Origin of the sequence: Paenibacillus mesophilus (assembly GCF_005938385.1) — a bacterium.
In the GTDB taxonomy this organism is placed as follows: Bacteria; Bacillota; Bacilli; order Paenibacillales; family NBRC-103111; genus Paenibacillus_AB; species Paenibacillus_AB mesophilus.
In genome coordinates this window covers 52,766-78,562 of sequence record NZ_VCRA01000019.1, presented here as the reverse complement: position 1 = coordinate 78,562, position 25,797 = coordinate 52,766, and the positions used below count along the sequence as shown (strand labels likewise).

General features: G+C 52.1%; 22 protein-coding genes. 4 read left to right on the top strand and 18 right to left on the bottom strand.

Annotation, left to right across the window (positions count from 1 at the left end; all coding sequences use genetic code 11):
• Positions 1 to 20: 20 nt before the first annotated feature.
• The 6 genes from FE783_RS26720 to FE783_RS26695 all read right to left on the bottom strand — a co-directional run bounded on the left by FE783_RS26720 (position 21) and on the right by FE783_RS26695 (position 5,511).
• A complete protein-coding gene (locus FE783_RS26720) occupies positions 21 to 422 on the bottom strand; it encodes a VOC family protein (RefSeq protein WP_138882431.1) in 402 nt (133 codons plus the stop codon).
• A 195-nt stretch (positions 423 to 617) separates the two neighbouring features.
• Entirely contained in the window at positions 618 to 1,928 is a 1,311-nt protein-coding gene (locus FE783_RS26715) for an ABC transporter substrate-binding protein (protein ID WP_138882430.1), read from the bottom strand.
• A gap of 35 nt (positions 1,929 to 1,963) precedes the next feature.
• Positions 1,964 to 2,209, bottom strand: coding sequence for a hypothetical protein (locus FE783_RS26710; protein WP_138882429.1), 246 nt, complete (start codon positions 2,207 to 2,209; stop codon positions 1,964 to 1,966).
• Positions 2,206 to 3,123 carry an aminoglycoside phosphotransferase family protein gene (locus FE783_RS26705; RefSeq protein ID WP_138882428.1) on the bottom strand — a complete coding sequence of 306 codons (918 nt, stop codon included), beginning with the start codon at positions 3,121 to 3,123 and terminating at the stop codon, positions 2,206 to 2,208. Before FE783_RS26705 ends, FE783_RS26710 begins: the two co-directional genes overlap by 4 nt.
• A gap of 165 nt (positions 3,124 to 3,288) precedes the next feature.
• A complete protein-coding gene (locus FE783_RS26700; RefSeq protein WP_138882427.1) occupies positions 3,289 to 3,771 on the bottom strand; it encodes an NUDIX hydrolase in 483 nt (160 codons plus the stop codon).
• Between the two features lie 240 nt (positions 3,772 to 4,011).
• Positions 4,012 to 5,511 (bottom strand): MDR family MFS transporter, encoded by a 1,500-nt coding sequence (locus FE783_RS26695; RefSeq protein ID WP_138882426.1) that lies wholly within the window; start codon positions 5,509 to 5,511, stop codon positions 4,012 to 4,014.
• 137 nt (positions 5,512 to 5,648) lie between these two features.
• Between FE783_RS26695 and FE783_RS26690 the strand changes: the two genes are divergently transcribed.
• Positions 5,649 to 6,299, top strand: a complete 651-nt coding sequence (locus FE783_RS26690) for a TetR/AcrR family transcriptional regulator (protein WP_138882425.1) — start codon at positions 5,649 to 5,651, stop codon at positions 6,297 to 6,299.
• Between the two features lie 60 nt (positions 6,300 to 6,359).
• Here the strand turns inward: FE783_RS26690 and FE783_RS26685 are convergent, their stop codons facing one another.
• From FE783_RS26685 to FE783_RS26665, 5 genes are all read right to left on the bottom strand, one after another.
• Entirely contained in the window at positions 6,360 to 6,971 is a 612-nt protein-coding gene (locus tag FE783_RS26685) for a hypothetical protein (RefSeq protein ID WP_138882424.1), read from the bottom strand.
• A 218-nt stretch (positions 6,972 to 7,189) separates the two neighbouring features.
• The gene (locus FE783_RS26680) at positions 7,190 to 8,818 is read right to left on the bottom strand and encodes a glycosyl hydrolase family 28-related protein (RefSeq protein ID WP_138882423.1); all 1,629 of its coding nucleotides are present in this window, start codon (positions 8,816 to 8,818) and stop codon (positions 7,190 to 7,192) included.
• Between the two features lie 45 nt (positions 8,819 to 8,863).
• Positions 8,864 to 10,225 (bottom strand): ABC transporter substrate-binding protein, encoded by a 1,362-nt coding sequence (locus FE783_RS26675; protein ID WP_138882422.1) that lies wholly within the window; start codon positions 10,223 to 10,225, stop codon positions 8,864 to 8,866.
• A 135-nt stretch (positions 10,226 to 10,360) separates the two neighbouring features.
• Positions 10,361 to 10,714, bottom strand: coding sequence for an SGNH/GDSL hydrolase family protein (locus FE783_RS26670; RefSeq protein ID WP_138882421.1), 354 nt, complete (start codon positions 10,712 to 10,714; stop codon positions 10,361 to 10,363).
• 168 nt (positions 10,715 to 10,882) lie between these two features.
• Positions 10,883 to 12,511: an extracellular solute-binding protein gene (locus FE783_RS26665; RefSeq protein ID WP_138882420.1), complete on the bottom strand. Its 1,629-nt coding sequence runs from the start codon at positions 12,509 to 12,511 to the stop codon at positions 10,883 to 10,885.
• A gap of 277 nt (positions 12,512 to 12,788) precedes the next feature.
• Between FE783_RS26665 and FE783_RS26660 the strand changes: the two genes are divergently transcribed.
• Both FE783_RS26660 and FE783_RS26655 read left to right on the top strand, forming a co-directional pair.
• On the top strand, positions 12,789 to 14,072 hold the full coding sequence (locus FE783_RS26660; RefSeq protein WP_158302041.1) for a response regulator transcription factor: 1,284 nt from the start codon (positions 12,789 to 12,791) through the stop codon (positions 14,070 to 14,072).
• An 11-nt stretch (positions 14,073 to 14,083) separates the two neighbouring features.
• Entirely contained in the window at positions 14,084 to 15,856 is a 1,773-nt protein-coding gene (locus FE783_RS26655; protein ID WP_138882418.1) for a sensor histidine kinase, read from the top strand.
• Between the two features lie 66 nt (positions 15,857 to 15,922).
• Here the strand turns inward: FE783_RS26655 and FE783_RS26650 are convergent, their stop codons facing one another.
• Genes FE783_RS26650 through FE783_RS26620 form a run of 7 tightly spaced genes read right to left on the bottom strand, consistent with a single transcriptional unit; the run spans position 15,923 to position 24,568 of the window.
• On the bottom strand, positions 15,923 to 16,981 hold the full coding sequence (locus FE783_RS26650; RefSeq protein WP_138882417.1) for an alpha/beta hydrolase: 1,059 nt from the start codon (positions 16,979 to 16,981) through the stop codon (positions 15,923 to 15,925).
• Positions 16,978 to 18,330 carry an alpha/beta hydrolase gene (locus FE783_RS26645; protein WP_138882416.1) on the bottom strand — a complete coding sequence of 451 codons (1,353 nt, stop codon included), beginning with the start codon at positions 18,328 to 18,330 and terminating at the stop codon, positions 16,978 to 16,980. Before FE783_RS26645 ends, FE783_RS26650 begins: the two co-directional genes overlap by 4 nt.
• Before the next feature lie 26 nt (positions 18,331 to 18,356).
• The gene (locus tag FE783_RS26640) at positions 18,357 to 19,271 is read right to left on the bottom strand and encodes a LacI family DNA-binding transcriptional regulator (protein WP_138882415.1); all 915 of its coding nucleotides are present in this window, start codon (positions 19,269 to 19,271) and stop codon (positions 18,357 to 18,359) included.
• Between the two features lie 57 nt (positions 19,272 to 19,328).
• Positions 19,329 to 21,077 carry a glycoside hydrolase family 13 protein gene (locus FE783_RS26635; RefSeq protein WP_138882414.1) on the bottom strand — a complete coding sequence of 583 codons (1,749 nt, stop codon included), beginning with the start codon at positions 21,075 to 21,077 and terminating at the stop codon, positions 19,329 to 19,331.
• A gap of 34 nt (positions 21,078 to 21,111) precedes the next feature.
• Complete coding sequence (locus FE783_RS26630; protein ID WP_138882413.1) at positions 21,112 to 21,945, bottom strand: sugar ABC transporter permease; 834 nt, start codon at positions 21,943 to 21,945, stop codon at positions 21,112 to 21,114.
• Entirely contained in the window at positions 21,946 to 23,262 is a 1,317-nt protein-coding gene (locus FE783_RS26625; protein ID WP_138882412.1) for a carbohydrate ABC transporter permease, read from the bottom strand.
• Positions 23,263 to 23,275: 13 nt separating this feature from the next.
• A complete protein-coding gene (locus FE783_RS26620) occupies positions 23,276 to 24,568 on the bottom strand; it encodes a sugar ABC transporter substrate-binding protein (RefSeq protein WP_138882411.1) in 1,293 nt (430 codons plus the stop codon).
• 406 nt (positions 24,569 to 24,974) lie between these two features.
• Here FE783_RS26620 and erm point away from each other — a divergent pair, with 406 nt between their 5' ends.
• Entirely contained in the window at positions 24,975 to 25,793 is an 819-nt protein-coding gene (gene erm / locus FE783_RS26615) for a 23S ribosomal RNA methyltransferase Erm (RefSeq protein WP_238403266.1), read from the top strand.
• Positions 25,794 to 25,797 lie beyond the last annotated feature (4 nt).

Genomic DNA, 25,797 nt, shown 5'->3' with positions numbered 1-25,797 from the left:
TTCGATAAACCATATTATCGTTATTTCATCTTGCCTGCACCGATGACGATGACGTAGCCGTCGGGATCACGAATCGCGAATTCCTTCCATACCATATCTCCCTGGTCTTCATGTTTTATTTCATAGTGGATGATCGCGCCTGCTTCTCGAAACTGCACGATATGTGCATCAATCGTTTCCCATTTCGCATAAGCATAAGAATCCCATCCTGTTGGCGGACCCTCCCAGTTATTAGGATAAACGATTTGCTTCGCTTTGTTATTTGGCCGCACGTCTTCCGGATGCTCGGCCTGCTGAAGAATGAAGCCCATATCCGGATCTTTCCGCTCCGCATGACCCCAACCGTCCACCTTGCAGCCGAGCGCATGCTTATAATACTCCTTCGACTTGGCCAAATCCGCAACCAGTCTTACCTGATTCATACTCATTCCTCCGATCCGGATTAAGAACATCTTTTTAGATAGACCTGCCCAAGTGCTCAGTGATGTTCTAATGAGTATGATGCCGCCGCCCTTTCGGAAACTGACATGATAAAAAATAAAATCGCCAATACAATCAAGCCGCCACCCCGACAGGAGCAGCGGCTTCTTATTAGTTTCCATGCCATCGATACCTAGTTATTTGTTTTGCATACCGCTGATAGCCTGGTTAGCGTCTTCTACGATTTTTTGCTGAAGCACATTGACGTCGATCGAGCCGCTGCTGTAATCTTTGTAGAACTTGTCGATGCTTCTCTGAACCGCAATGTCTTCGTTCGCAAACATGACGTTCGGCGCCGGCTGCGTTTCGAAAAATGCTTTAACGTTTTTCCCTTTGATCTGTTCCATTTCGGCGCCAAGCTCCTGCTCGACCCGCTTGCTGAGCAGCGGCGATGCGCGTCCGGTGCGGCGAGCGCTGATCAGCTGCACTTCTTCGGACGTCAACATATCGATGACTTGCATCGCTTCATTCGGATGCTTCGTACTGTTTGATATCGTGATCTGGTGTATGTCAACAGGCGGGGCGATGTTCGGCTTTTCCTTAAAGCTCGGATAGCCGGCGACGTCCCAGCGCAGCGTCTGGTACTTCTCTTGCTTGAGCGTCGGCACCAGGTTGTAAGCGCCTACCATTGCCAAGATGCGCTTGTCGTAAAAGTCGGCGACCGGACTGCCGCGTTCGTTGCCGGGAATGGTGTCGATCGCTTTCATCATTTGGAAGGCACGGCTCCACCCGTCCGAATTGATCGCGGCCTTCTTTTTCGTCGCATCTGTAAACGGCAGCGACATCTGATAGCCGAGCCAATAACTATTCAAATACATAAATCCTTTATACTGGACGCCGTTATCGACTCGGCTTAACCGTTTCGAAACTTCAATAATATCGTCCCAAGTCATGCCGGTTTTCGGATACGGGACACCGAACTTATCGAACAGGTCGAGATTGTAATAAATCGCGTTCGTATTCGTCGCATAAGGCAAACTATATAACTTACCGTTATCTTTAATGTTATCGATTGTCCACGGCTTAAACCGGCTTAAGTCTATTTTCTGCTTCGTCAGATACGGCGTGATGTCGGTTAATATGCCCAAATCGCGATATTGCGTATAGTTGCCGATTCCGTATAGAAGCAAGTCCGGAACCGTCTTCGCCGCAACCAAATCATCGATCATCGTCCCCTTGGCTGGAAGGACGTATTCGACCGTTATGTGCGGATACTTTTTCTTCAACGGCTCGGCGATCATCATTTGAAAATCTTCTTCGTACAAATAACCGGCCCCGACCGGCTGAAGCTTCAGCTTGACCGGTTCCGGAGAACTCGCCTTGGACGCGGGCTCGTTCGTTTTGTCCGACTTCTCGTTCGTCCCCGCCGATTGTCCCCCGGAGCAGCCGGCCGCGATTGCCGTCAGCACCGCCAAAGCCGCACATGCAAACGTTCGATTCCCTTTCACTCAAGCCACTCCCTTTTCATTTCCAATTCGTGAGCTTAAAACGGTGCTGTTTCCGTTTGAAAGAAAATCTGTTCAGTAAAAAGCGCGATACCGGTACAGTTTCCGCTGCACCCTCTCCCGCCCCCTTTCTTCGCGCTTTTTTTGATATCAAATTCATCATAATCAAACTTGTTGCCATATGCTTTGCCATTTTGGTCCGTTGTTTTGCACTTTTTGAAACGCTTACATTTATCGAAAATAGCCCGGCAGTTATCGAACTGCATCGCGCTCCAAGTCATCATCCTTTCATAATCGCTTCTGCAAACGCAACCGTTTGGATCAGACTCGGATATTCCTCGGGTGTCGAACCGCCTTCGACGCTCCAGCATACCCCCATTGCCGTTTCCACATAAAGGCATTGCTTTAAAATGTCGCTTGGAATATTCAGGCTTCTTTGTAAGATGTTTATAATATCGGTTATTTTCTTATACAAGTCGGGAGTCACTTCATCCCCGAATTCATTTAATAGGAATCGCGGAACATCGAATACGGGATCGCCTATCACGCCTTTAGGATCGATCAGTTTATATTCCCCATGAGGGCCGAGCAAAATATTATCATGATGGAAGTCGCCATGAAGCAGCATTTTTTGTCGATATGAGGAAGAAACCGATAAGCAGATTTCTTCCGCTTTTTTCATATAGCCGTATAATGGTTTGCAATCTTGCCGTTTGCTCATATATTCCGTAATCCTGCCGACCCACCCCGTATACGTCGGATAATTTTCTGCATTTGCGGGCGCAATATGTAGGTCTTTATATAGCGAGCAAAAGACGGCTAGTCTATCGGCAAGAGAGCACTCATCCCTTAAAGGAGTACCCGGCTGCACGCACTCTTCGAGTATGACACCGTTTTCTGGATCGGCTTCGAATGCTTTGCAAAATCGTTTGCCGTTATACTGGCACAACGTGTTATATTCTGTAACGACCGCACCGAAGGAAGGATTCCCGATCTTAAGCACTGCCTTGCCGAAGCATTCGGAATCACACGTAAACACTACATTTGCAGAATAGGATGGGATCAATTGAAAAGAGGTTAACGTCCACTTCTCGGCATACACTGCAAGATTCCTCAGAACTTTCTCATAAAAATTTGTGCCGAAACGGCTGCATATTTTTTCAATTTCGTCTTGTTTGAATCGATAGCTTTTTTCCATACTTGGAATCAGCCTCCGCTCTCTCACTTATTGCCTATCCCATTATTCTTTTAGGGATAGCTGTTTTCCTCCACAAAAAAACAGAAACGTATGCCGAAAGTGCAAAAAAGCGCAGAGAAGCAGCTTCTCTGCGCACGAGCAATCTTTTCGCTTTTGACTCCTACATTAAACAGTCCGTTTTAGTTTGAGTTCAAAATCAGGTTTCGTTACATATTCTATGTAAAGCGGTTGTCCGGTGAAATCCAAATACGCTTGATATCTCGTACGGATCGCCGGTTCCGAAATCATTTCGAGCACTTTCTCCTTCTCGATCCAACCGCTTTCCGAAGTTTCCTCAGACGTACTCAATTGTCCCCCCACGGGATGACACTTGAAATCCAACATCACCTTGGTAGGCACATCCGTAACGCCGTCATGCCATTTATAGCTGCATGTGTTGGAGACCACTGCAAACAAGGTAGAAACGACAACGTCAATCCCGCTTTCCTCTTTTACTTCTCGAATTAAAGCGTCCATTAGATTTTCCCCTACTTCGACTTGCCCTCCGGGAAAAACCCATGCCTCATGCTGCGTCTTCACCATAAGGATATGTCCTTGTTCATTTTCTACTATACCGCTTACCGCTACAATATGAGTCGGCATTACCATGTGCGCTGCCTCCAGTATTATTTTGTATATTCCACTCAAAATCATTATATGATTTATGCTTAATGTTATATAATCCCACAACACTGATAGGCCAATGATAACTGACTGTTACATCCCGATTATCGTAGGGAAATATGGAGCATTGTCTGCCTCGGCGGTATGCGTATGATAAAAAAAAGGCTGTCCTACGAGGTCTACAATGACCTTGAGGTACAGCCTCACCTTCTGTTCGCTTAGCAATCAGTGAATTCCTTCGAGCCCGACTTCCTTGCCGCCGACGGATTGGGTTTGCACACTGCCACGGCGCAGGAACAGTCCCAAGAAAATGCCGATGATGGCAATGACCAGCATGATGCCGAATGTGTAACCGAATGCATCGGGAGCGAGAGCCAGCATCGCCTTCTGCATATCGGCGGGAGTAGCCGCCTGCACATGATTGTCGGCGATCAGCGTCGCCATGCGCGAGGAGAGAATCGTGACCAAGGTCGCGACTGCAAAAGAGTTGACGACCTGCTGCATAGCGCTCGTCAAAGACGTGACCCGGCTCACCAGATCGCGCGGCGCCTTGCTGATCAGATGCGAATTCAGCGGCATCATCATCAAGCCCATGCCCCCGCCGGCCATAAGAAGCGGTATGAGCAGATCGCGTCCTTCGGTGGTCAGGTCCACATGCGAATATTGGTAGATCGCCCCCGAGACGAGACTAAGACCGGCTACGACGAGCCAACGGACGCCGATTTTATCGAATAAATACCCGCCCAGCGGCATCATCGCCGCAGAAGCCAGCGCTTGCGGGAACAGCGTCAGACCGGTATCGAATGCCCCATACCCTCTAGCTTGCTGCAAAAACTGCGGGAGCAGGAAAATAGCGCCGAACAGCGAAAATTGCAGCACCCACTGTACGAAAATCCCGAAAGAAAAGTCTACGGAGCGGAAGACGCGCAGCTCCAGCAGCGGGATTTTCGCCCGAAACTCGACGATGATGAAGCCGATCAGCGCCACCCCACCGATAATCAGCCCGGCGAGCGTCTTGCTTGACGTCCACCCTTCCGCTCCTTGCGTGACGCCATATGAAAGAGCCGCGAAGGCGATCGGTCCCAAAATCATGCCGGGCAGATCGAATCCGGCCACTTTTTTGCGAGCTACAGTCGGCAGCTTCCACAAGCCGAATAGGAAGGCGAAGATGCCTACGGGCAGGTTGATCAGAAAGATCCAGTGCCACGAGTGATATTCTACTAGCCAGCCGGACAAAATCGGTCCGATCGCCGGAGCGAGCAAAATCGGAACGCCGAGCATCCCCATCACTTGACCGATCTTATTCGGAGGACTAAGCCGATACACGTAAGCCATAGCGACCGGCATGACGAACCCGCCGCCCAACCCTTGCAGAATCCGGAACGCGATCAGCATCCCCGCGCTGTTCGGCGTAGCGCACAGCAGCGAAGCGATCGTAAACAAAACGACGGAGGATAAAAACACTTGCTTGGCTCCGAAGCGGTCCGATAGCCATCCGGCGAGCGGAATTACGGCAGCCGTCGCCAGCATATAGCCGGTAACCGTCCACTGGATCGTAGGCAGATCGGTCTGAAAGTCGATTACGAGCTTGGACAGCGCGACATTCATCGCCGTCGAGTCGAGAATGACCATGAATATCCCAAATATAATGGCAATCAGGGGCACTATAATACTGGATACCTTAAAATCCGGGTCTGAACCTCCGGCTGTTGACGATTGACTCATTGCATGCTCCTCCTTACCCGATCCGTTCGTATATGGTATAATGACAACGGACAATTGTCCGCAAACAACATATTACGGACAATTGTCCGCAATGTCAATTATTTCTTTCGTAAAGCTTTTCGTAAGGAGGTTTCGCCGTGAAACGACACAATGACGAGCAAGACTTGCAGCCCGACTCCAAAGAATCCGCATCGCCCGGAAGCCGCCGCGAGGAGCGCGACACGGAATATCGCCGGCGTATACTTGCTACCGCCAATGAGCTGTTCGAGAGCCGAGGCGTGGATTGCGTCACGATGTACCAAATCGCCCAGGAGGCCGGTGTCGGCCAAGGTACTCTATATAGGCGCTACGCGCATTTGGGAGAGGTTTGCAGCGACCTCATGCAAACGACGGTAGATACATTTTTGGATTCGCTCGAAGAGAGCTTGGCCGGTGCCGATCCGGAAAAGCCGGCGATGCGGCAGTTGTCCGACATCGTAAACCGGATCGTCGATTTCATCGACCAGAAGGCGTCCTTGCTGCATACGATCCATTCGATGTACTTCGAGAAGAAAAGCCACTCCTTTTATCAAAAGCCGATCTTCCGAAGGCTGCACGATCTGATGCATCCGCTGCTTGTCCGCGCCGTGGAACAGGGCGAAATCCGCGAAATCGATATCACTTTAACCATTAACACGCTGTTGGTCGCGTTAAGCCCGAACCAATATTTGTATCACCGGGATGTGCTCGGGTACGACAAAAACCGGTTCATGAAAGGAATATGCCGGCTTTTTGTGGAGGGCTTGTAATACAAGAGGGCTGTCTCAATAGGTTTGTTAAAACCTGAGAGGACAGCCCTTTCATAAGGTTTATCTCTTTACTTTCAGCCATACGATGCCCGACGTCAAAAGGAAAGCAATCGCAGAAGCCGCAAGCACATAACCGGTCGAATTGAAGTTGCGAACCGATCGGGGCGGTCTCTTCGCGTTCGCTTTGTTTGCCAAATAATATTCATTGTATTCGGGGACATAGTTCCCCGCCGAGGAAAGGCCCAGGACCTCCGCCACCCGATCGTCGCGGATAATACCGACATTATACGTATCCGCTACACTCATCAGCGTATTATCGGGACGCTTGCGCTGCATCACGAACAGCTTGTCATTTTTGGAGTCCGGAAAGTTCTGGTGTACAGCCAAGCCCCCCTTCCATTCCTCCAGCACCGCAATGTCCGAGTCAAGCTCTCCTTTCATTATTTGATCGACCTTGATGTAGATACGTTTAACCAGTACAGGTTCAGGTGCGCCTTTCTTAGGCGGAACATGCTCGAATTTAACGATTTTCCCGGTAAAAATCACATCCGCTTCTTCCAGCATTTTGTCCGGGGGGAGGATCAATGCTTTTCCGTACGAAGTGTCGGACCAAAGGAAAACTAGCCATACACCGAAGCAGCATGCAGCTAAAAAGGCTGCAAGAGCACGCATTTCCTTCACCTCCAAGAAACGAGCGAGTGTTTAGTTAAAATTTACCATAGGGGCCGGTGATAGAAAAGAAGGAGCCCTATTAAACGAGCTCCTTCTTCCGCTTTAATCGCTATTTCGCTGCATTGCCGCATGACCCTTAAGTCGGGCAGATCAAACTGCCCATATCGTAAATCCTTACGCGGTATAGCTCCAAATCCGCAATGACGTTCCCCAATCGCTCATGATTCGATCTCAAACCCGGCCACGATCTTCAAATCGCCCGAGTAGTCGGCCGACGTGCTATAAGTCATCGTATAAATTCCCGCTTCCAATAGAACATGCGCTCCGGCTTCATAAGTTTGCGCCTTATACCCTGAGGCGAGGCCGGCTTGATCCAATGTTAAGGACAACCCGGTCGGGTTATTGTTCACGCGTAAATGGACGGTCACGGAACCGGACGCAATGCCGCCGCTTATCGCTCTTGCGATAAGTCCCGTTATGGAAAAGGCTGATCGGAACGGCAAATGGCTCGGACCCGGCAAAACGGCATTGGATACGTTCGCGGCGGTAATCGGGGTCTCGTTTTCCCAATTCGATATCGTCTGCTTCACCCCGGAACATTCGGCGTGGTGGCCGTCGCTCCAGGAACGATGATGGAAGCTGTTGCGCCACCGGTTTCCGTTCACGACCAGTTTGAACGGCGATACATTTTGACCGATCGCATTATTTGCGCAGCTTTCATCCAGCACGATATCCCCCGCAATGACATTCCCCGTCATGCTGTTGTCTATCCCTTTCACTATACAAGGAGTTCCGACCGTCGTAAAACGGCAGCCCGTCACGATCGCCTTCTTGGTATCGGTAGCAAATACCAGGTTGCGGGCGGTGCATCCCGTCATGATCGTCGTCTCCATTCCCGTCAAATCCCCCAGATTGACGCCACCGGTATCAATCTGGGAGAAATGCCGGTGCATCGGGCGGGTATCGGCCCCCGTCGAACGAAAAGAAGGCGAGTTCAGACTCGTTCCGTTATTAGTCCAGGTTGAAATGTAACCGGATTCCGCCTTAAAGAACAGCCCCGTGTTAGCGTTGAACAAAATGCCGGCGTCCTTGGCGTCGTATAACCGCGGGTTGTAAATGGATGCGTTGAAGCCGGCTCCGGTGATATTCATATATCCACCCGCAAATGTTGCGCCTTGCCCATCGATACACATGTTCGTAAACGAGCAGTAGCTGCCGGCCAAATGAATCGCATAACCGTCGAATCGCTTAACCAGTTTGGCCGATACCGGGTCGGCAAAATCTAACCGCGTCCCGTCTCTCGGAACGGATATCGGCGATGAGACGATATAGGCTCCGGTAGGGAAATAAAGAAACCGTTCGGCCTGGACCGCCGCTTGGATCGCCGCCGTATCGTCCGTACCCGACGTTCCGTTCCAATCGCCTTTGGCCCCGAAACATTTCACGCTGACCGGGGACCCGTCTCTGAGCCGAATCCAACGGCCGGCACCGGTATGTCCCGTCGGCAAAATAATCGTTCCCCCGTTATCGGCAGCCGTGCTCGACGCGTTCCAGCAAAAGATGCCCGCTCCTCCGTCGTTGACGGAACTGTACCCGCATACGAGAATCGTTTCATTATCGGACAAGTCGGCGGTCGGCAAGTTCCTCAATTCCGACACGGTAGACACAGTAGACATGGTACCAGAAATACGAACCGATTTTTTATCGGAAGCCGCAAAGGAGCAGGCAGGTAAAAGAGCGCCTTCCGCGGCAAGCGCCAATCCGGTCAATCCAAGCGTTGCCAGTACCTTTCTTCGCGATAACGACAATTCGACTTGTGTTTCGTATAAATCCGATTGGTTCGCCATACATCGATCACTTCCTCTATCCAAAATGTAAATGTTTCGTTCTCCCTACTTCTTTTGCTGTTCCGCGATATATTTCTCCACCAGCTCCTGAATATTGCGCAGTCCCGTATTCAAGTCGACCTTGCCGGTTGCGATATCCGGTATAAGCGGCCTGTAAATTCCCTCGATGCCCAGCTCATACACGCTCTTGTACGACAGCGGAGCGAAGTCGTCGTAGTACAACGCGGACCAGTTCTTGTCCTTATGCTCGCTGGCCGTAGCGAACACTTTCTTAACCGCGTCTGATTTCAGCACGGACATGATGCCTTTTTTGGAATACTCCGCCTGCGTCTCGTCCGATGTCAAAAACTTGATGACTTCCATCGCCGCGTCTTTATCCTTGGCGACCGAAGTAATCGCGAACGACCCCGGCGAAGCTTGCGAACCGACCTTGGGCTTATCCTTGAACGTCGGCATGTTGACGAGATCCCAATCGATATTTTTAACGTAAACCGCCCCGTCCCAAGGGAATGTCGAGTTAAACACGAACATGGCAAGCTCATACGTATTGGTCATCTCGGTGTAATAAGGCAGCCGCTTCAATTCCGCCGTCCGTTTCGCAAACGATTCATTTTGGCCGTAGGAAAGGAAATACGTCTGAAGCAGCTTCTTCCACTCTTCATCCAAAAAGGTCGGCTTCATCGTCTTCGGATCGAGATACGGTTTGGACAGCTGATTGGTGCGCAATATATGCGCAGGCGATGCCGACAATCCCAAATAGTTTACGCCGCCCTCGGTGCGGGTCAATTTCTTGGACAGCTCGAACGCTTCGTCCCACGTCATCCCGTTCTTCGGATACGGAACGCCCAGCTTGTTGAATACCCCTTTGTTGTAAAACAATACCTGCCTGCCGTTAATAATCGGGAGCATATACATTTTGCCGCTCCCGATCGCCCGAATGCCGTCGATAATCGTCGGCTCGAACCGGGTCAGATCGACTTTATGCTTCTTGATCAGCTCCGTCATGTCATACTCCAGGCCGGTCCCGAGCAACGGCTCCGCGATATATTCGATCGAGTTGTAGACGATGTCGACACGCTCCTTGAGCGCTACCAGCTCCGGCAAGGTTGAACCAGGCTTGGATTGGATGAATTTGATCGTATAATTCGGAAACTTTTGGCGGATCAGGTTGCCGAACATCTGATTGAATTGCTCCTCGGCCCCGCCCGCCAAGTTGTGGAAAACGAGCTCGGCCGGTTTGTCCGCTGCCGATTCCGCGGGCTTCTGTGAATTTGACGACGCTCCTTCTCCCGTTGCTTCCTTACCTCCTTTGCCGCCATCCCCGACCGTTCCCGTGCCGCCGCATGCAGTCAGCACAGACAGCAGCATCACACTCGCGGTCAATATCGTTCCCGCTTTTCTTGACATTGTTAGTTCCCCCTATTATTAGTAATCGATTTCTATATTGCTGATTAATCGGCCCTCAAATACGAGGCAAGCGGCAGTTTCGCTTCCCGAATCCCCTGTACGACCAGCTTCGCCATCTCGGCAGCACCCTGCTCGTTAAAATGCGTATCTCCTTGATACCTCCCGGATAATTGGGATTGTGGCCGGGCTCATAAAGCTTTTGGAGCTGCGCCCCGACATCGCATGATTCCGGATCGTCCCTTTCTCCGTGAAGTGGACGTCGAGCATCTTCCCCCATCCCGCTAACGGCGCTCTATTCGAGGTATAGCTTTGCATGGTCGAATCACCGGCCAGAAATACGGTTACAGGCTTCGCCGCTACTGCCGAAGGCTTCTCCCCTTCCTTCGCCTTGTCGGTCGACAAAAGATTGCCGGCCGTATTGTAGACGACCCATGAGACTCCAAGCACAATAAGCGCAACAAGAGGCAAGCCAAACTTTTTCCCGGTCAAAAGCCCCCCTCCCAACACGACGAGATTTGCTTGCACAATGTGATGATTTTTTAGAAACCGATTACTACGCAGCTAAAAAATGAGCGAAGCTCAACATCGGTAAATGCGGTTTACATCCGAATATAACACCCTAATTATCCGCGTATGGATACCGCCACGGTTCTCCGCTCATTTTCGCATGAACCTATCGTATTGCTGCTGCTTCACTTGAACGATCGTGTCGATCTTAAGCTCCTTCAGCTTGCTTGTGAACGCCTCCCAATCAATTGGCTCGGCGCCGGTAATAAAGGCGATGATGGACTCGTCCACATAGGTCTGTATCGCAGGCATCAAAGCGTTCCCTATAGCAAGCTCCTCCGGTGTCGGCATCGCAAACGGCTGGGAATCGACCATCATGCTTCTCACCCGCTGCGCTAGCCCGAACGCCTTCGAATTGCTGCCGAGTAAAGCGGCAGGCGACCGGGAAAGCGGTCCTTTGGCTGACCGGATCCACGGTGTCGGCGGATAAGCGCCGATGGAGCGAAGAACCCCTACCGGATCCAACCCGTCCGGATTGTTCAATACGTTTTCGGTATATTCCGGCTGCCCGTTTACAAGCCTGTACGTCAAGCCCTCGATTCCGAACGTCATCAGCCGGTTGCCTTCCTCGCTGGCATAAATATAGTCGAGCCAACGGGTCGCAACCTCCTTATGCGGGGACTGCTTGGATAGGACGAAATTCCCGCTCACCGGCCCATATTTCTCGTATATAGGCTTGTAACCATGTTCCAGCGGAGGAAGGGTCAGCAGCCAATCCGCATTCGCGGACGCCGTTTTACGCGACAAGCTGTCCAATTGTCCGAGCCGGCTCAAGAAATGCATGCTCGCGCCGATTTGATCCCTCGACACGCCGGCAATGATGCTTTCCTCCGTTCTGTGCATAAATCCGGGATCGATCAACCCCTCCCTATACTGCTTGTTCAGCCAGACGACCAGCTTCTCCGCTTCCGGTGTCAGCCATTCGGCGCGCACGTGTCCGGACCCGTCCGGGTAGTAACCCCTGCTGTAGAACAAATGAAGCCCCAGTGCGTTGCCGAACAGCGCCAAGCCGTGGTACCCGGTTTGCGGCATAAACGGAATTTCGTCCCGCTTTCCGTTGCCGTTCGGATCGCGCTCCTTGAACGACTTGAATACGGTATACCATTCGTCCAGCGTTCTCGGCTCAGGCAGCCCGAGCTTGTCGAGCCAGTCTTTCCGGATCAAGATGCCGAATGGGTCCAGGTATTCGCTTCCCGTCGTTACCGAAGACAAAGCGTACAGCTTGCCGTCATAAGCGCGCATTCTGCCCGCCTCCGCAGGATTATCGGCCAGAAACCGCTTGATGTTCGGAGCATACCGCTCGATCCAATCGTCCAGAGGCTCGATCAAATCCGCTTCAATCGCACTGTAAAGATCCATCGGCAAAGCGAATATGTCCGGCACTTCCTTGCCGGCAGCCAGCTTCATCCGCATGGACGAAGGATACTGGCTGCTATGCGAAACGTCCCATCTGATCTTCACGCCTGTCCGTTTCTCCACCTCCTGCCAGACAGGCAATTGCAACGTTAAGCTTGCCGGTGCGTACCAATTGTCCCATCCTGCATATCGAAGCGTAACCGAACCGAGCGGCACGATAGGCAAGGCGGAGCCGGCGGCATCCTCCGATACGACCGATTCGGCCGGAGTCGTTGACGTACAGCCACCCGAGAGTGCTGCAGAGGCAAGCAGCAGTGAACAGCAGGCCAACCGACATCGGCATAACAGCGCTTTCATCATCATTGTAGCAACCTCCTCGCGGCGCCGAAACGGCACAATTTCTAGTTATGGTGCAAAATAACGCCCAATACGACGCGTGCAGCAGTAGGAGGAATTCCTGCCGAACATGCCCTGCTCCCGCCATTATTAAAGAAATGAATCGGAAGGACAAGTCCACTATTTCTACTTATTGTCCTGCTGTATTGACCTTTCCGCACGGAAATACATTATCCGTTGACAGCGCCTTCATTTTGCAAACATAATGGTCGTACGAAGAAAGAAAAAGAACCGGAGGGGCGCCATGTCGTATCGAATTGCAATTGTCGACGATGAAGAGGACATCCGGGAAGGCTTGGCCGACCTGGTCGACTGGCCGGGACTCGGGTATACCGTCGTTGCCCGGCTCGAAGACGGCCGCGACGCGATTTCTTTCATTCAGAGCCATCCCGTGGACGTCATTTTGAGCGATATCAAGATGACGTTCGTATCCGGTCTGGAGCTGGCCAAGTATGTATACGACCAACGGTACGATATAAAAATGATCCTGATCAGCGGCTACAAGGAATTCGAATTTGCCCAGCAGGCTTTGAACTACCGGGTCGCGCATTATTTGCTGAAGCCGACAAGGCTGAGTGAAGTTCATCAGGTGCTCCGCGACGTCAAGACATCTCTGGATAAAGAAAAAGCGGAGAAAGAGCTGGCGCTGGACATCAAGAACCAGAACGAGGAGATGCTATCCATGCTGCGGCGGCAGTTTTTTGCCGAGCTGGCCGCAGGCACGCTGGCCGAGCGGGAAGAGATCGGACGCCGGCTGCACTTCATCCGCCTTCCTGTCGACCCGGACATCTCCCCCTGCTGCCTTTATTCCATTCGAATCCCGCATGACGGACCGTATATGGCTCCGAGAACCGCGGACCAAGAAGCGAACCGGATTTTCCGCTTCATCCAGCAAGCCTATAGAAACGAACAGGATTGTATTCAGCATATCCCATTGCGCAGCGAGGCGGGAATCATCCGGATGGCCGCGATCGATGTAACAGGCGGGTTTACCGGTATCACCTATATTGAGGAGAAGGTTGTCCATCATTTCGCGACGGTCAAAAGCAGAATTTCCGCTGTCCTGGGCAAGGATGCCTGTCTGGAGGAAGTCCGGTCGTATGCTCGGCTGATGGACTTGGTACCGGCAGCCCCTTCCTCATCGGAGCCGGAGCCCGTCCCGAACGACCGCCTGTCCGTGTCCCCGGGTCCGGAACCGGTCCGTTTCGACCCGCTCGTCATTCAGAAGGCCAAAACTTACATTCAAGAGAAATATAATCAAGACATAACGCTTGAGGACGTAGCGGAGCACGTTTACTTAAGCCCCGTATACTTCAGCCGGCTGTTCAAGAAACAGACGGGCCGCAACTTTACCGATTATGTAACGGAAATCCGCATTCTCCGGGCGATGGAGTATTTGCGTCAACCCCAGTATAAAGTATACGAGATCAGCTCGATCATCGGCTACAAGAGCACGAAGTATTTCTTCAAGCTGTTCAAGCAATACGCCGGCTGCACGCCGACGGAGTACCGCAATATGATGCCCTAGGAGACCCGCCAATGAAGGAGCGGTCCAATATTTGGTTTTATATCAAGCATTTTAACATTCATAGCATCTTCCTGCGCAATTTTCTAATCATCGTCTGCTTGATGATTTTGCCGGTCGTCGGCATAAGCACAGCGGTCTATATCGTCTACGACAAAATCATCCGGGAAGAGATCGGAACGGTTCATCACATTGCCCTTTCCCGGCTGCGCGACATGATCGATATGGCGGTCCGCGAGGTGGACGAATTCGCCCTGCATATCGCCTCGGATCAAGCGGCCGGCCGGTTTCTCTCCGAGTCTCGTCCGGACAGGGCCGAACCCGCTTTGTACACGCAAATGAACCAGCTCCGCCAAAAAATGATGCCGGTATACAAGTTAAGCGGGCAGTTTATCAATTCCGTTTACTTGTACTCGGATGCAAGCGGTTTCGTTCAGTCTACCAATCTCGGTCTGTGGGACGCGCAATGGTTCACGGACAGCAGCTGGATTGCGGAATATGAACGCCGCAAAACGACATCGAACTTCTGGTTGTCGGCAAGAACGGCGAAGCAGTACGTCGGAGAACAGACCGAGCGGCATTTCCTCTCCTTCTTCTATACCGCTCCTCTCGACGTGAAGAACCGGCAAGGAGCTATTGTAGTCAATGTCGATACGGACCGGCTGGACAAGTTTATCAATAATGTCGGCGATCCGTATCTGGAGGACATCTATATCACGGACAAAAGCGGCACCGTGCTGTATAACCGGGACCTGTCCATGATCAACCGCCGCCTGACGGACTCCTTGTCCACGAATGACAATAAAAAGTCGATTGCTTCGCTCGACTCCCAATATAACGATTGGACGTTTTATTCCATATTGCCGCTTCAGGCGTATCAGGAGAAAAATGCGTACCTGCGCCGATATGTGCTCGTCATCTTCGCGGCCGGATTGGCTGTCGCCCTGCTCCTTGCCTTGATCATCGCTTCGAAGGTGTTCCAGCCGATCCGCAAAATCATCTCGATCGTAGAAAATCCGGACAAGTGGATGACGGTCGAGCTGGAGAGGCAGGAGCCGCATCTGAACGAAATCCGGCAAATCGCCTCCACGCTGATCCGATCGCACGACGAGCGGCTCGAGCTGGAACAGGAGCTGCGCAAACGGTTGACCTTGCTGAAGCAAGCGCAAAGCATCGCCTTGCAGTCCCAGATCAACCCGCATTTCCTCTACAATACGCTCGAGACGATCAACTGGAACGCCTTGCGGCTCACCGGCGGGGAAAACAAAGTATCGGAGATGATCTCCTCCCTGTCAAAGCTGCTACGGCTTTCCCTCGAAACACCGGTAAACCTGATTCCGGTTCAGACGGAGCTGGAGCACGTCCGGCATTATATCGACCTTGTATCGGTCCGCTACAAAACCGCCTTTTCCGTCGTATGGGACGTTGATGAATCGATCCGCCAATGCCGAATCCCGAAAATTACGCTGCAGCCGCTGGTCGAGAACGCCATCAGTCACGGCATCAAGCCGAAGGGCGAGAAAGGCGTCATCCGTATCTCAGGACGGAAGCGCGACGGCTGTCTATTGTTCGAAATAGCCGATGACGGCGTGGGGATAGGCCGAGAACGCACGGAAGAACTCAACGCGGCCTTCAAGGACGATTACAGCGAGCCGGGCGACCATATCGGCATCCGAAACGTAAACCAGCGGATCAAGCTTACGTTCGGCGAATCGTATGGGTTAATCGTCAGCAGCGAACCCGGTCTAGGAACAGTCGTCCAGTTCACCATCCCGGTTTTGGAGTGATATCTGCAAGAAACCCACCGCAAGGCGCGTGACCTTGGGTGGGTTCTCTTCTGTCTCGGCTACACGTCAATCATTCACTCGAATCCGTGTGGATGCCGCCAAGCGACCGTATGCGACCGTGACGGCCGTTTCCCCCAGCTGTTTGGGTACGACCGTTCCGTCCTCCCTCACATCCAGTATGGAACGATCTTTTACCGCATAAGCCGGTCTCAACGGGGTCATCGTCACACCGCCTTCGTAGACGGCGATCGGGTTCAATCGGCATGCCGGACCCGAGAGGCGGACCTCTCCGCAACCGTGTAATGTCAACGATTGGATATCCCCTTTGTCCCCGAACAAATGAATAAGAGGCGAAGCCAGTCTTGCCGCCCAGTCTTTCTCCACATGCTCGGCATCGGGATCGAAATAATAGGAGAGCTGCTTGTCGGCCGCGTAACCCAATTCCAGCAGTTGCTCCGCCGCTTGGCGAACGTGCTTCTCCATCACCAACGTTCCTTCGCGTCCGCCCAAATCGATCCATATGCGGGAAACCGGCTGCTTGTGCCGGAAAACATGCACCAATGGAACTTCTTCCGAAGCGGCGGGATCCACGCAATAAAAATAAGGAGAAACGATAGCCAGCTTCCCGAACACATCCGGCCGGCGGAAACCGATATGGTAAGTGACTTGTCCCCCTCGCGACGATCCCATCAATGCGGTATGCTCCGGGCCCGACTTTGTCCGGAAAAGCGAATCGATATACGGCTTCACTTCGTCGATCAGAAACGATTCGTATACCAATCCTTTCGGCCGGATCGGAACTTTATCGGATCGATAAAGCACCCCTTCCAAGTCGTGAGTAAATTCGTCGGACCGCTCCATCCCCATATTCGCAATGCCGACCACGATAATTTCTTCCATCCGATCAAGGGCAACGAGCCGATCGACCGTTTCATGCACGTTCCATGAATAGCCGTTGAATGCCGGGTGGAAAACGTTTTGTCCGTCGTGCATGTACAAAACCGGGTACCTATTGGCCGTATCATGTGTGTAGCTCGGGGGCAAATAAACGAATAAATCTCTCCGGTTGTCCAGCTTGGCGGAATAAAAGCTTTCGATTCGCAAAATGCTCGATCCGGTCGTCATCGCAATACCCCCGGCAAGCGATCGGCCGCTGAATCCACCCAGTTCTCTACTTCATAGTTCAACACCAAGCCGTCATCCGCAGTAAAAGTCCGGTATGGAATTTCGTTTCCGATTCGATCCGTTTCATGCTTGCCAAGCCCCCGGGAAATGCGAAATACGAAAGAAACGTTTCTCGGCACCATGAACGTCCCGCCATACAGCCCTTCCCGAATTGGCGGCAGCTCGATGCCGGCGTACAATTTGTCCGTCGGAGGAGTGCAATCCGGCACTTTCACGTAAAGCTCCACAGCGACCGTCTCGGAAATGTGCGGAACTACATCTATGTCGAGACTGGCCGTCAAATGGTACCCGGAATACGTTACGGTCGTTCTCCCTACCTTCTTCGGCAGCAGTTTGCCGTCCGCGCCAATTTCCATGATTTCCGGGTCGCCTGCTTCATAACGTCCGCATAAATCCGTCATCATAAAACCGCTATCGTAGTGCACAACCGGATTCAGCGAGCGCAGCGGCCCTTCCAGGCCAATAACTTCGGGACCGTGCAGATCGATACGCACAGGCCTACCGATGTCGCCGAAAAAATAAAGAAGCGGCGCATGGACCCGGGCCGCCCAATCGGTCTGGGAATGTCCGGAGCCGACAGCGACATAAAACATGAAATCGTCCCCGGACCGGTAACCGGCACCCAGCAGAACATCGGCGACATGGCGCACATGCTTTTCCATAACGGTATAGCCTTCGGAATCCCCTACGTCCATCCAAATTTTCAAGTCTTCTTTCTTCGTATACACTTTGCTTAACCAACGGTCCTCCATCGTGGCCGGATCTACGCTTACGAAGAACGGACACAACGCGCCGATCATGCCGAACGTGTCCGGATGGCGGAAACCGATATTGTACGACACGAGTCCGCCTGCGGACGATCCCATCAGAGCGGTATGCTCTTTGCCAGGCATTGTCCGATATTGCGTATCGATATAAGGCTTCACTTCGCGAAGCAAAAATTGCTCGTACAACTCGCCTTGATTCGTCATATCGAACACGTTGTGCCCGTCCGGATTCGCGTGCATATATTCGGCGATTCTCGCGTCCTCCACATGAGCGACCGCGACCACGATAATTTCCCGAATCTTCCCTTCCGCAACCAACCGGTCCACCGTAAGATGGACGTCCCACGATTCGCCCTTCCGATCTTGAAAGAACACGTGCTGTCCGTCATGCATGTACAGAACCGGATACCTTTTCGTGGCATTGCTTTCATAACCGGGAGGCAAGTAAACGTACATATCGCGATCGTTATTCAATATAGCCGAATGAAACTGCTTGATTTCGATTAACCGCGATGCATTCACCGGGTGACTTCCTCCTATTCGTATCTTCACGATGAAACGGACAAATAAATGAACTTTTCCGGATTGCTGTAATCCGCGTCGTGAATGTTCCGGTCCATCATGTCCGTAACGTGCTTGTAATCGTTCAATTCGTACGATATTTTCGCTGCGCGTTCCGGCAGCATTTCCGGACAATGGCTGGTGCATAGAGCGACGATTCGGTCGTGAGTCCGCAATACTTCGTTCGCCAAAAATTCATTGACGACGATCCCCGGACGATCCGGAAACTTGGATAAAAACGCGCTCAAGCCTTGTCGGCTCTCATACACGTGAATCCGATCTTCATCCACGCCCGACAGCCGTTTGACTATGCCGACCAAATCCGTGTCGTTGTATGCATCCATTACGAGAAATTCCGGAGCTTCTCCGAGCAGCGTATGCGCTAACCGGAAGCTTCCCTCGAAGTCTGGAATCACTTTGTGGAACAACGTATCTTCAATATGGCTGTCAATCACGAATACCGGAATCCCGAATCCGAAATATCGGGATATGGTCGAAAAACGCTGCTGATCGACGTTCATCAGGATGACGCCATCCAAATTCCGTTCCCGAATCATATCGTAAGACGGTGCACCTTCGTCGATTTGCATAAAAATGACATGGTACCCAAGCTCGCCGCACAACTTTTCGAGCCGGTATAACGTTTTGACGTACTTCATATCGGACCAGGGGTGCGGCTCCAAATCTTTGAACAGCAAAATGCCGATCAACCCGGTTTTTTGCAGTTTTAAGGAACGGGCACTCCGATTCGTTACATAGTGAAGCTGCTGAGCGATTTTCAACACTTTGACGCGCGTTTCGTCCGATATGGACTGCGTTTTTACATCGTTCAAAATATAGGACACCGTAGCGATCGAAACTTCCGCCGCCTTCGCGATATCTTTGATGGTCGCTTTTTTCATGTTCATCCGCCCCTGCTTAAACGTTTCAGTCGATTTAATCATACGACCGCCGATTTGTCAATCATCCTGGGCGGGAGCGGCCAATACGAGCCAACCGAACGGAGGCAGCGTTACGGTCACCGTATCATCGGCCATCCGGAATGTACCATTGCCCCATATCGGAACTGGCGATAGTTGTCCATCTGTCGAGAACAGAATCCTCTCTTGTGCGCCACCATGATTAAAGCAAACGTAAACGTGCTCGCTTGCATGCTTTCTTCGCACGACAATCTGCCGGTCCCGGGCGTATACGAATTCAAACGATCCTTCCTGGAGGGCGGGGTGCGCCAAGCGCAGTGAAATCAGCCTTCGGTAAAAGTCGAGAAGCTCTCCGTTTTGCCGCTGCTTCTCCCATACCATCGGTTTCCGGCAGTCGGGGTCCGCCCCTCCCCGCATCCCTACTTCGTCTCCGTAGTAGAGGCAAGGCGCACCCGGCAAAATAAATTGAAACAAGGCGGCCTGCATAGCTTTACGTTCATCGTTCGCGACGGTGAGCAGCCGAGGAGTATCGTGGCTTCCGATAATATTGAACGCCGCCTCGTTCACTTGCCGCGGGTAGCTAGCCAGCAGCCGGTTGATCTGATGCGACAACGTTTCCGCATCGATGGCGTCTTTGGCAAAAAAGCGGAGTACTGCCTCCGTCGCCGGATAATTCATGACCGCGTCGAACTGGTCTCCCCGCAGCCAGGGCATCGCGTCATGCCATATTTCGCCCAATATATAAAAGTCCGGCTTGAGCGCTTTTAACGCTTTCCGAAATTGCCGCCAAAACTCGTGGTCAACCTCGTTCGCCACATCCAGTCTCCATCCGTCGATATCGCATTCATTCACCCAATGCCGTGCCACGTCCAGCAAATAGGCGCGCACCTCCGGATTAGCCGTATTCAGCTTGGGCATGTGCGACTCGAACGCGAAGCAATGATACGACGGCTTGGACCCGGTCGCAACCGGGTAGTCCTTCATATGGAACCAGTCCCAGTAAGCCGATTCCCGTCCATTCTCCAGCACATCGCGAAAAGGTGCGAACCGAATCCCGCTATGGTTGAACACCGCATCGAGAATGACGCGTATGCCGCGATCGTGGAACGCTTGAACCAGCCTTCGCAATAGCTCCGTGTCGCCGAAATGAGGATCGATCTTGAAATAGTCCGCCGTATCGTATTTGTGGTTTGTGTTCGCCTCAAAGAGGGGCGTGAAATAGACGGCATTGACGCCTAGCGATTGAATGTAATCGATGCGGTCCAGAACGCCTTGCAAATCTCCGCCGAAATAATCGTGCGGTCCCGGGTCGTCCTGCTCCCAAGGACGAACACCCGCCGGATCGTTTGCCGGATCCCCGTTCGCGAACCGTTCGGGAAATATTTGATAAAAGACGGCCCCCTTGACCCATTCCGGCGGCTTCAATATTTCGCTCGGCCATAGAAACGGGTAATCGAAAAAGGAAAGCGGATCTCGCGGCTTGCTTTCCGAAAAACCTTGCTCCGTATACCACAGCTTTCGTTTGCCGGATACGAGCTCGAACGCATACCGCAGCCTGCGATGCGGAGGCGCGAACTCCGCCTGCCAATAATCGAACAGCTCATCCGTCGCCATTTTGTACAAAGGCGTTTCCTTGGCGGTATGTTCCCAATCGTACTTGTCTCCGTATATCGCTTTGACGGTTTGCAGATCGTCTTTTTTCGCGCGCAGCCGAATATGAACGGTACGGTCGTCGTAGGCGTAACAATAGCTGTCCGCGGACCGGTGATAAATCGCTTCGACGTGCATGGCTTACTCCCTCCATCCGTATATAATGGCGCTGTCAACCTTTATCGGCTCCGGACGCAAGTCCGCCAATCAAATATTTTTGAAAATACATGTACAGAAACGTAATCGGCAGCGCTACCAGCACGGCACCGGCCGCGAATAGGGTGAAGCTGGAGTTCGTCTCGTTGGCGACCATATTGTACAATCCTTGGGCGAGCGTCATTTTGTCGGACGATCGGAGCACGATTTGCGGCAAAATGAAATCCATGAACGGCGTAATAAAGCTGTTCAACGCAACGAACGTAACGGCCGGCAGGGACAGCGGGACAATAATTTTGAAAAAGATGTCCTTATGGGTAGCCCCGTCCAAAAAGGCGGCTTCCTCCAAGCTTCGCGGAATCGTATCGAAATGGCCTTTCATCACCCACGTTCCCATCGAAACGGCCCCGCCGGCGTAGACGAGAACGATGCCGAGATGCGTATCGAGCATCTTCGTTTGCAGCAGCAGCACAAAAATCGCCATAATGGACAAGAAACCCGGGAACATTTGCAAAATAAGCAGAGCCATCAAGCCTTGCTTCCTGCCCTTGAACCGGAACCGGGACAAGGCGTACGCCGTCACCGCCACCAATGCCGTCGACAACAACGCGTTCCAAACCGCGATTTTGATCGTATTGCCGTACCACAACACGAAATCGGTATTGCGTATCAGCTCGACATAATGGCCGATCGTAGGATTGGCGGGAAACATGCTGCTGACCAGAAGCGCGGTGCCCGGGTTGAGCGACGTACCGACAACCCACACGATCGGGTAGACGATCGTCAGGAGCAGCAGCGCGAAAACCGTGTAAATGCCGATTACGACCAACTTATTTTTCAACTTCGACATTCAGACCATATCCTCTTCTTGGGTAGACTTCATTCGCCTGTAATTCCATAAGGAAAAAGCCGCGATGAACAGGAACATCAGGATCGACACGGCCGAAGCCATGTTGAACTGGCTCTGGTTCAGCGTCATCTTGAAAATCCACGAGATCAATATATCGGTGCTTCCCGCGTAATAATAGTCGGGGTTGTTCGGCCTTCCGTCCGTAAGCAAATAAATCAGATTGAAATTATTGAAGTTGAAAGCAAACTGCATAATGAGGATCGGCGCGGTTGCTGTCAGTACGAGAGGCAGTGTAATGCCAACGAACTTTTGCCGCCCCGAGGCTCCGTCCACTTCGGCCGCTTCGTACAAATCACGAGGCAGCGTCGTCAAGACGCCGGACATCAACGCCATCAGAAACGGGGTCGAAAACCACATATTGACGAGCACGATCGACACCTTCGCCATCGTTGGATCGGATAGCCACGGCACCGGCGCGAAGCCGAGCTTTACCAGCATATCGTTGACCGGACCGAACGACCCGTTGAGCAGCACCCGGAACACGAGAATCGAAATAAATTGCGGCACCGCCCACGGCAAGATGAAGACGGTTCGCCAAAACCGCTTGAACCGGATGCCCGGGTAATTCACCATCATCGCGAGCAGCAGGCCGCCGAAAAACACCGATACCGTCGAAGCGGCCGCCCAGACTATGTTCCAGACGGATATGCCGAGAAAAGTCGACCTCCACGCCTCCTGTGCGAACAGATCGGCGAACGTTCGGAGCCCCACCCAATCGACCAGCGACCGGTCGGGAATGTGGGCCGGAGCGGAATAGTTCGTGAAGGCGATCAGCACATTGAACACGAGCGGGATTACGGTGACGAAAAGCGTGAAACAGGCGGCGGGCAGCAGCAGCAAATAAGGCAGATGCCGAAATTTCGCCGTTTTGAACGAGTCGATAAACCCCGGAGCCCGGCTTCCTTCGTCCCGAAGCTCTCCGTTTTTCCGGGCATCCTGTATGTTCATCGCATAGAAGCCCGCAAACAACAGGACGATGACAAGCGTAATAAGGCCGTTGATTAGCATAAAGATGGAATGGTCGCCCTGAACGATCTGGCCTCCTACAATTCGGGTAGGCGCTTTCCCTAGCGTAATAAGCCCGGAAATTCCCTTGAAGGCGATCGGATAGTAGTTCCAGAAAAACAGCTGCGCCATTATCAGAAACAAGAAGCCTTTGACATATTGCTTGTTGTGTAGCTGACCGAGACCGATGAATACCGCAGAGAGTAGAACGGCTTTCGTCTGGTGACGCCAAACGCCTTGATTCGAGTGCATACGCAAAACCGCCTTATTTCTTCGTCTTGATTGCCGTTTTGATTTGGTTGACCGCGTTGTTCAAGACGGTGCCCGGGTCTTGATTGTCGTTCCATAGCGAGGCGAGCGCTGTGCTTGCCGGCACCCATACGTTGCCCATTTCCGGAATGGACGGCATCGGAACGGAGTACTTCGCTTGCTCTAGGAAAGCGGAAGCGTTGGCGTCCTTCGTAATGATCGGATCGTCCATCAGATCTTTTCTCGGTGGAAGCTGCTTCGTCAATTGAAATCGTTTAGACAAATTCGGCTTGTTGGTCGCGTAGCTCGCGAAAAGCTTGGCGGCGGCCGGATACTTCGTATACGAATTGACGTACAGACCGCGAATGCCCGAGAAGCTTTTCGGATGCTCGCCGTTCGGCAGCAGCGGCAAAGGAGCGACGCCGTATTCGAATTTGACTTGGGTCAGGCTCGACTGCAGCCACGGACCGTTGATGACGGCCGCCGTCTTCCCTTCCTGGAAAAATCCGGTGATGATGTTATCATTGATGTCATTCGTGTTTAATGGAAGTATGGCTTTCAGCGAACGAATGTATTTTGCGCCTTCGACAGACTTGCCATTGTTCAAACCGATGTCGCCCGCATCGGAGCCGTTATTGCCGAACACGTATCCGCCGTAACCGGCAAGAAACGAGTAGGATTGGTATAGTTGGCCGACATTCCACATGAAGGCGTACTTTTTGTTTTTCGGATCGTTGTACGTTTCTGCAAACTTGACGATTTCCTCGTACGTTTTCGGAGCCGTCGGCATAAGGCTTTTATTGTAGAAAAGCGCGTACGTATCGATCGCCGTCGGAAACCCGTACAGCGTTCCCTTGTTGCTGACGCCTTCTATGGCCGACGCCATATATTCGTTTTTCGTCTTCTCGTCGAAAACGTCATTTTGCAGCACAAGTCCCGCCATTACGGCATTACCCAATTGATCGTGCGGAGAGGAGAAGACGTCGGCGCCGATGCCGGCCGGGCCGTCCGTCGTCAGCTTTTTCACAGAATCGATGGCCGGAACGGACTCCACCTTCACTTTGACTCCGTACTCTTTCTCGAACTGTTCTGCGACCGCTTTCAAATAATCAAGCTCGGGCCCTTTCGATTCCCAGACGAGCAGTTGCGCTCCCGCCTCCGGCTTCAGCCCTACCTGCTTGGCGGTACCCTCGGACGGCTTGCCCTGCTCTTGGGCTGCAGGCGGAGTTGTGTTGTTCCCGCATGCGGTTAAAACCGCAACGCTGGACATAACGGCAAGCACGCTGACGATAAACAAACGTTTGGACATATGCTTCCCCCTTTTGTTCGACTTAATCGTTTAAGCACTTATACGTTTAAGTGATAATGGTACTGAAACGTTTAAGTTATGTTTCGCCCCTATCATATCGTGTTGGCTTCCACCGTGTCAATGAGAAATTATGGAATCCGGCATTTGCGGAAAATATAGTTATAGTAAAGAATGGGGATAGTACCTGCCTTACGGCGGCTGATATAATGTGCAGTATAGACGGCGAGTCCTTTATTCCATTCAAGGAGGCTTTATCGCGTGTATTGCATCGCATTCATTCGCATTTGGTAATGAAAGGTACAGATCGGGTATGCCCTATCCATTTATTATTTTGAAGTAAAAGGATCAGGCTTATTTGTACTGTGCCTTTTTCATTCACCATTACGAATGAATGGGGTGTTTTTTTGTGTCCAATTTTTCCGCACAGCATTTACTGATCCATAAACGTCTCGTCGAACAAATGATCGCTCTGGCGAAAATCACTCCTCGCGATCTAGTTCTGGATATCGGTGCCGGGACCGGGGCTATCACATTCCCGCTGGCAGCGAAAGCGGCACACGTGCTCGCCGTCGAGAATGATCCGACGTATGTGCGAAAGCTGTCTAGCAAGCTGAACGATCAAACCAATATTCGAATCAAACAAATCGATTTTTTGCAACTGCATCTCCCGAAAGAGCCGTTTTGCGTAGTGGCCAATATTCCTTATTCCATCACCACTCCGATATTTGCAAAGCTATTGAGCCAGCCTGCGGCGGTAAAGCTGCAGCGGGCCGTGCTTCTTATAGAGAAAGGAGCGGCCAAACGGTTCACGGCCACTCCCATTACCGACCCGCGCATACTGGGCTGGAGAATGTGGTATGAAATCCGGCTAGTTCGGACGGTTTCGCCGAACCATTTTTCCCCACCGCCTCGAGTGGATTCGGCCGTTGTAACCGTCAGCAGAATATCAGAGCCGGTCATTCCGCAACACCACCATGAGCGGTTTCTCGCATTGGCCGCATACGGGCTCCGCGATCCGATGCTGCCGTTTGGCGAGTCCATGTCCGGCGTCTTTACGCCTCCGCAGCTTGCGCGTCTGGTGAAAACGTTGAAAATCGATCGTCATCGACCGGTCTGTTACTTGAATGAGCGGCAGTGGGGCGAATTGTTTCTTGCGATGATTCAGCATGTCCAGCCGCATCGCTGGCCCAAACGACCGAAGCATAGACCGAAGAAAAGCAGATGATCGT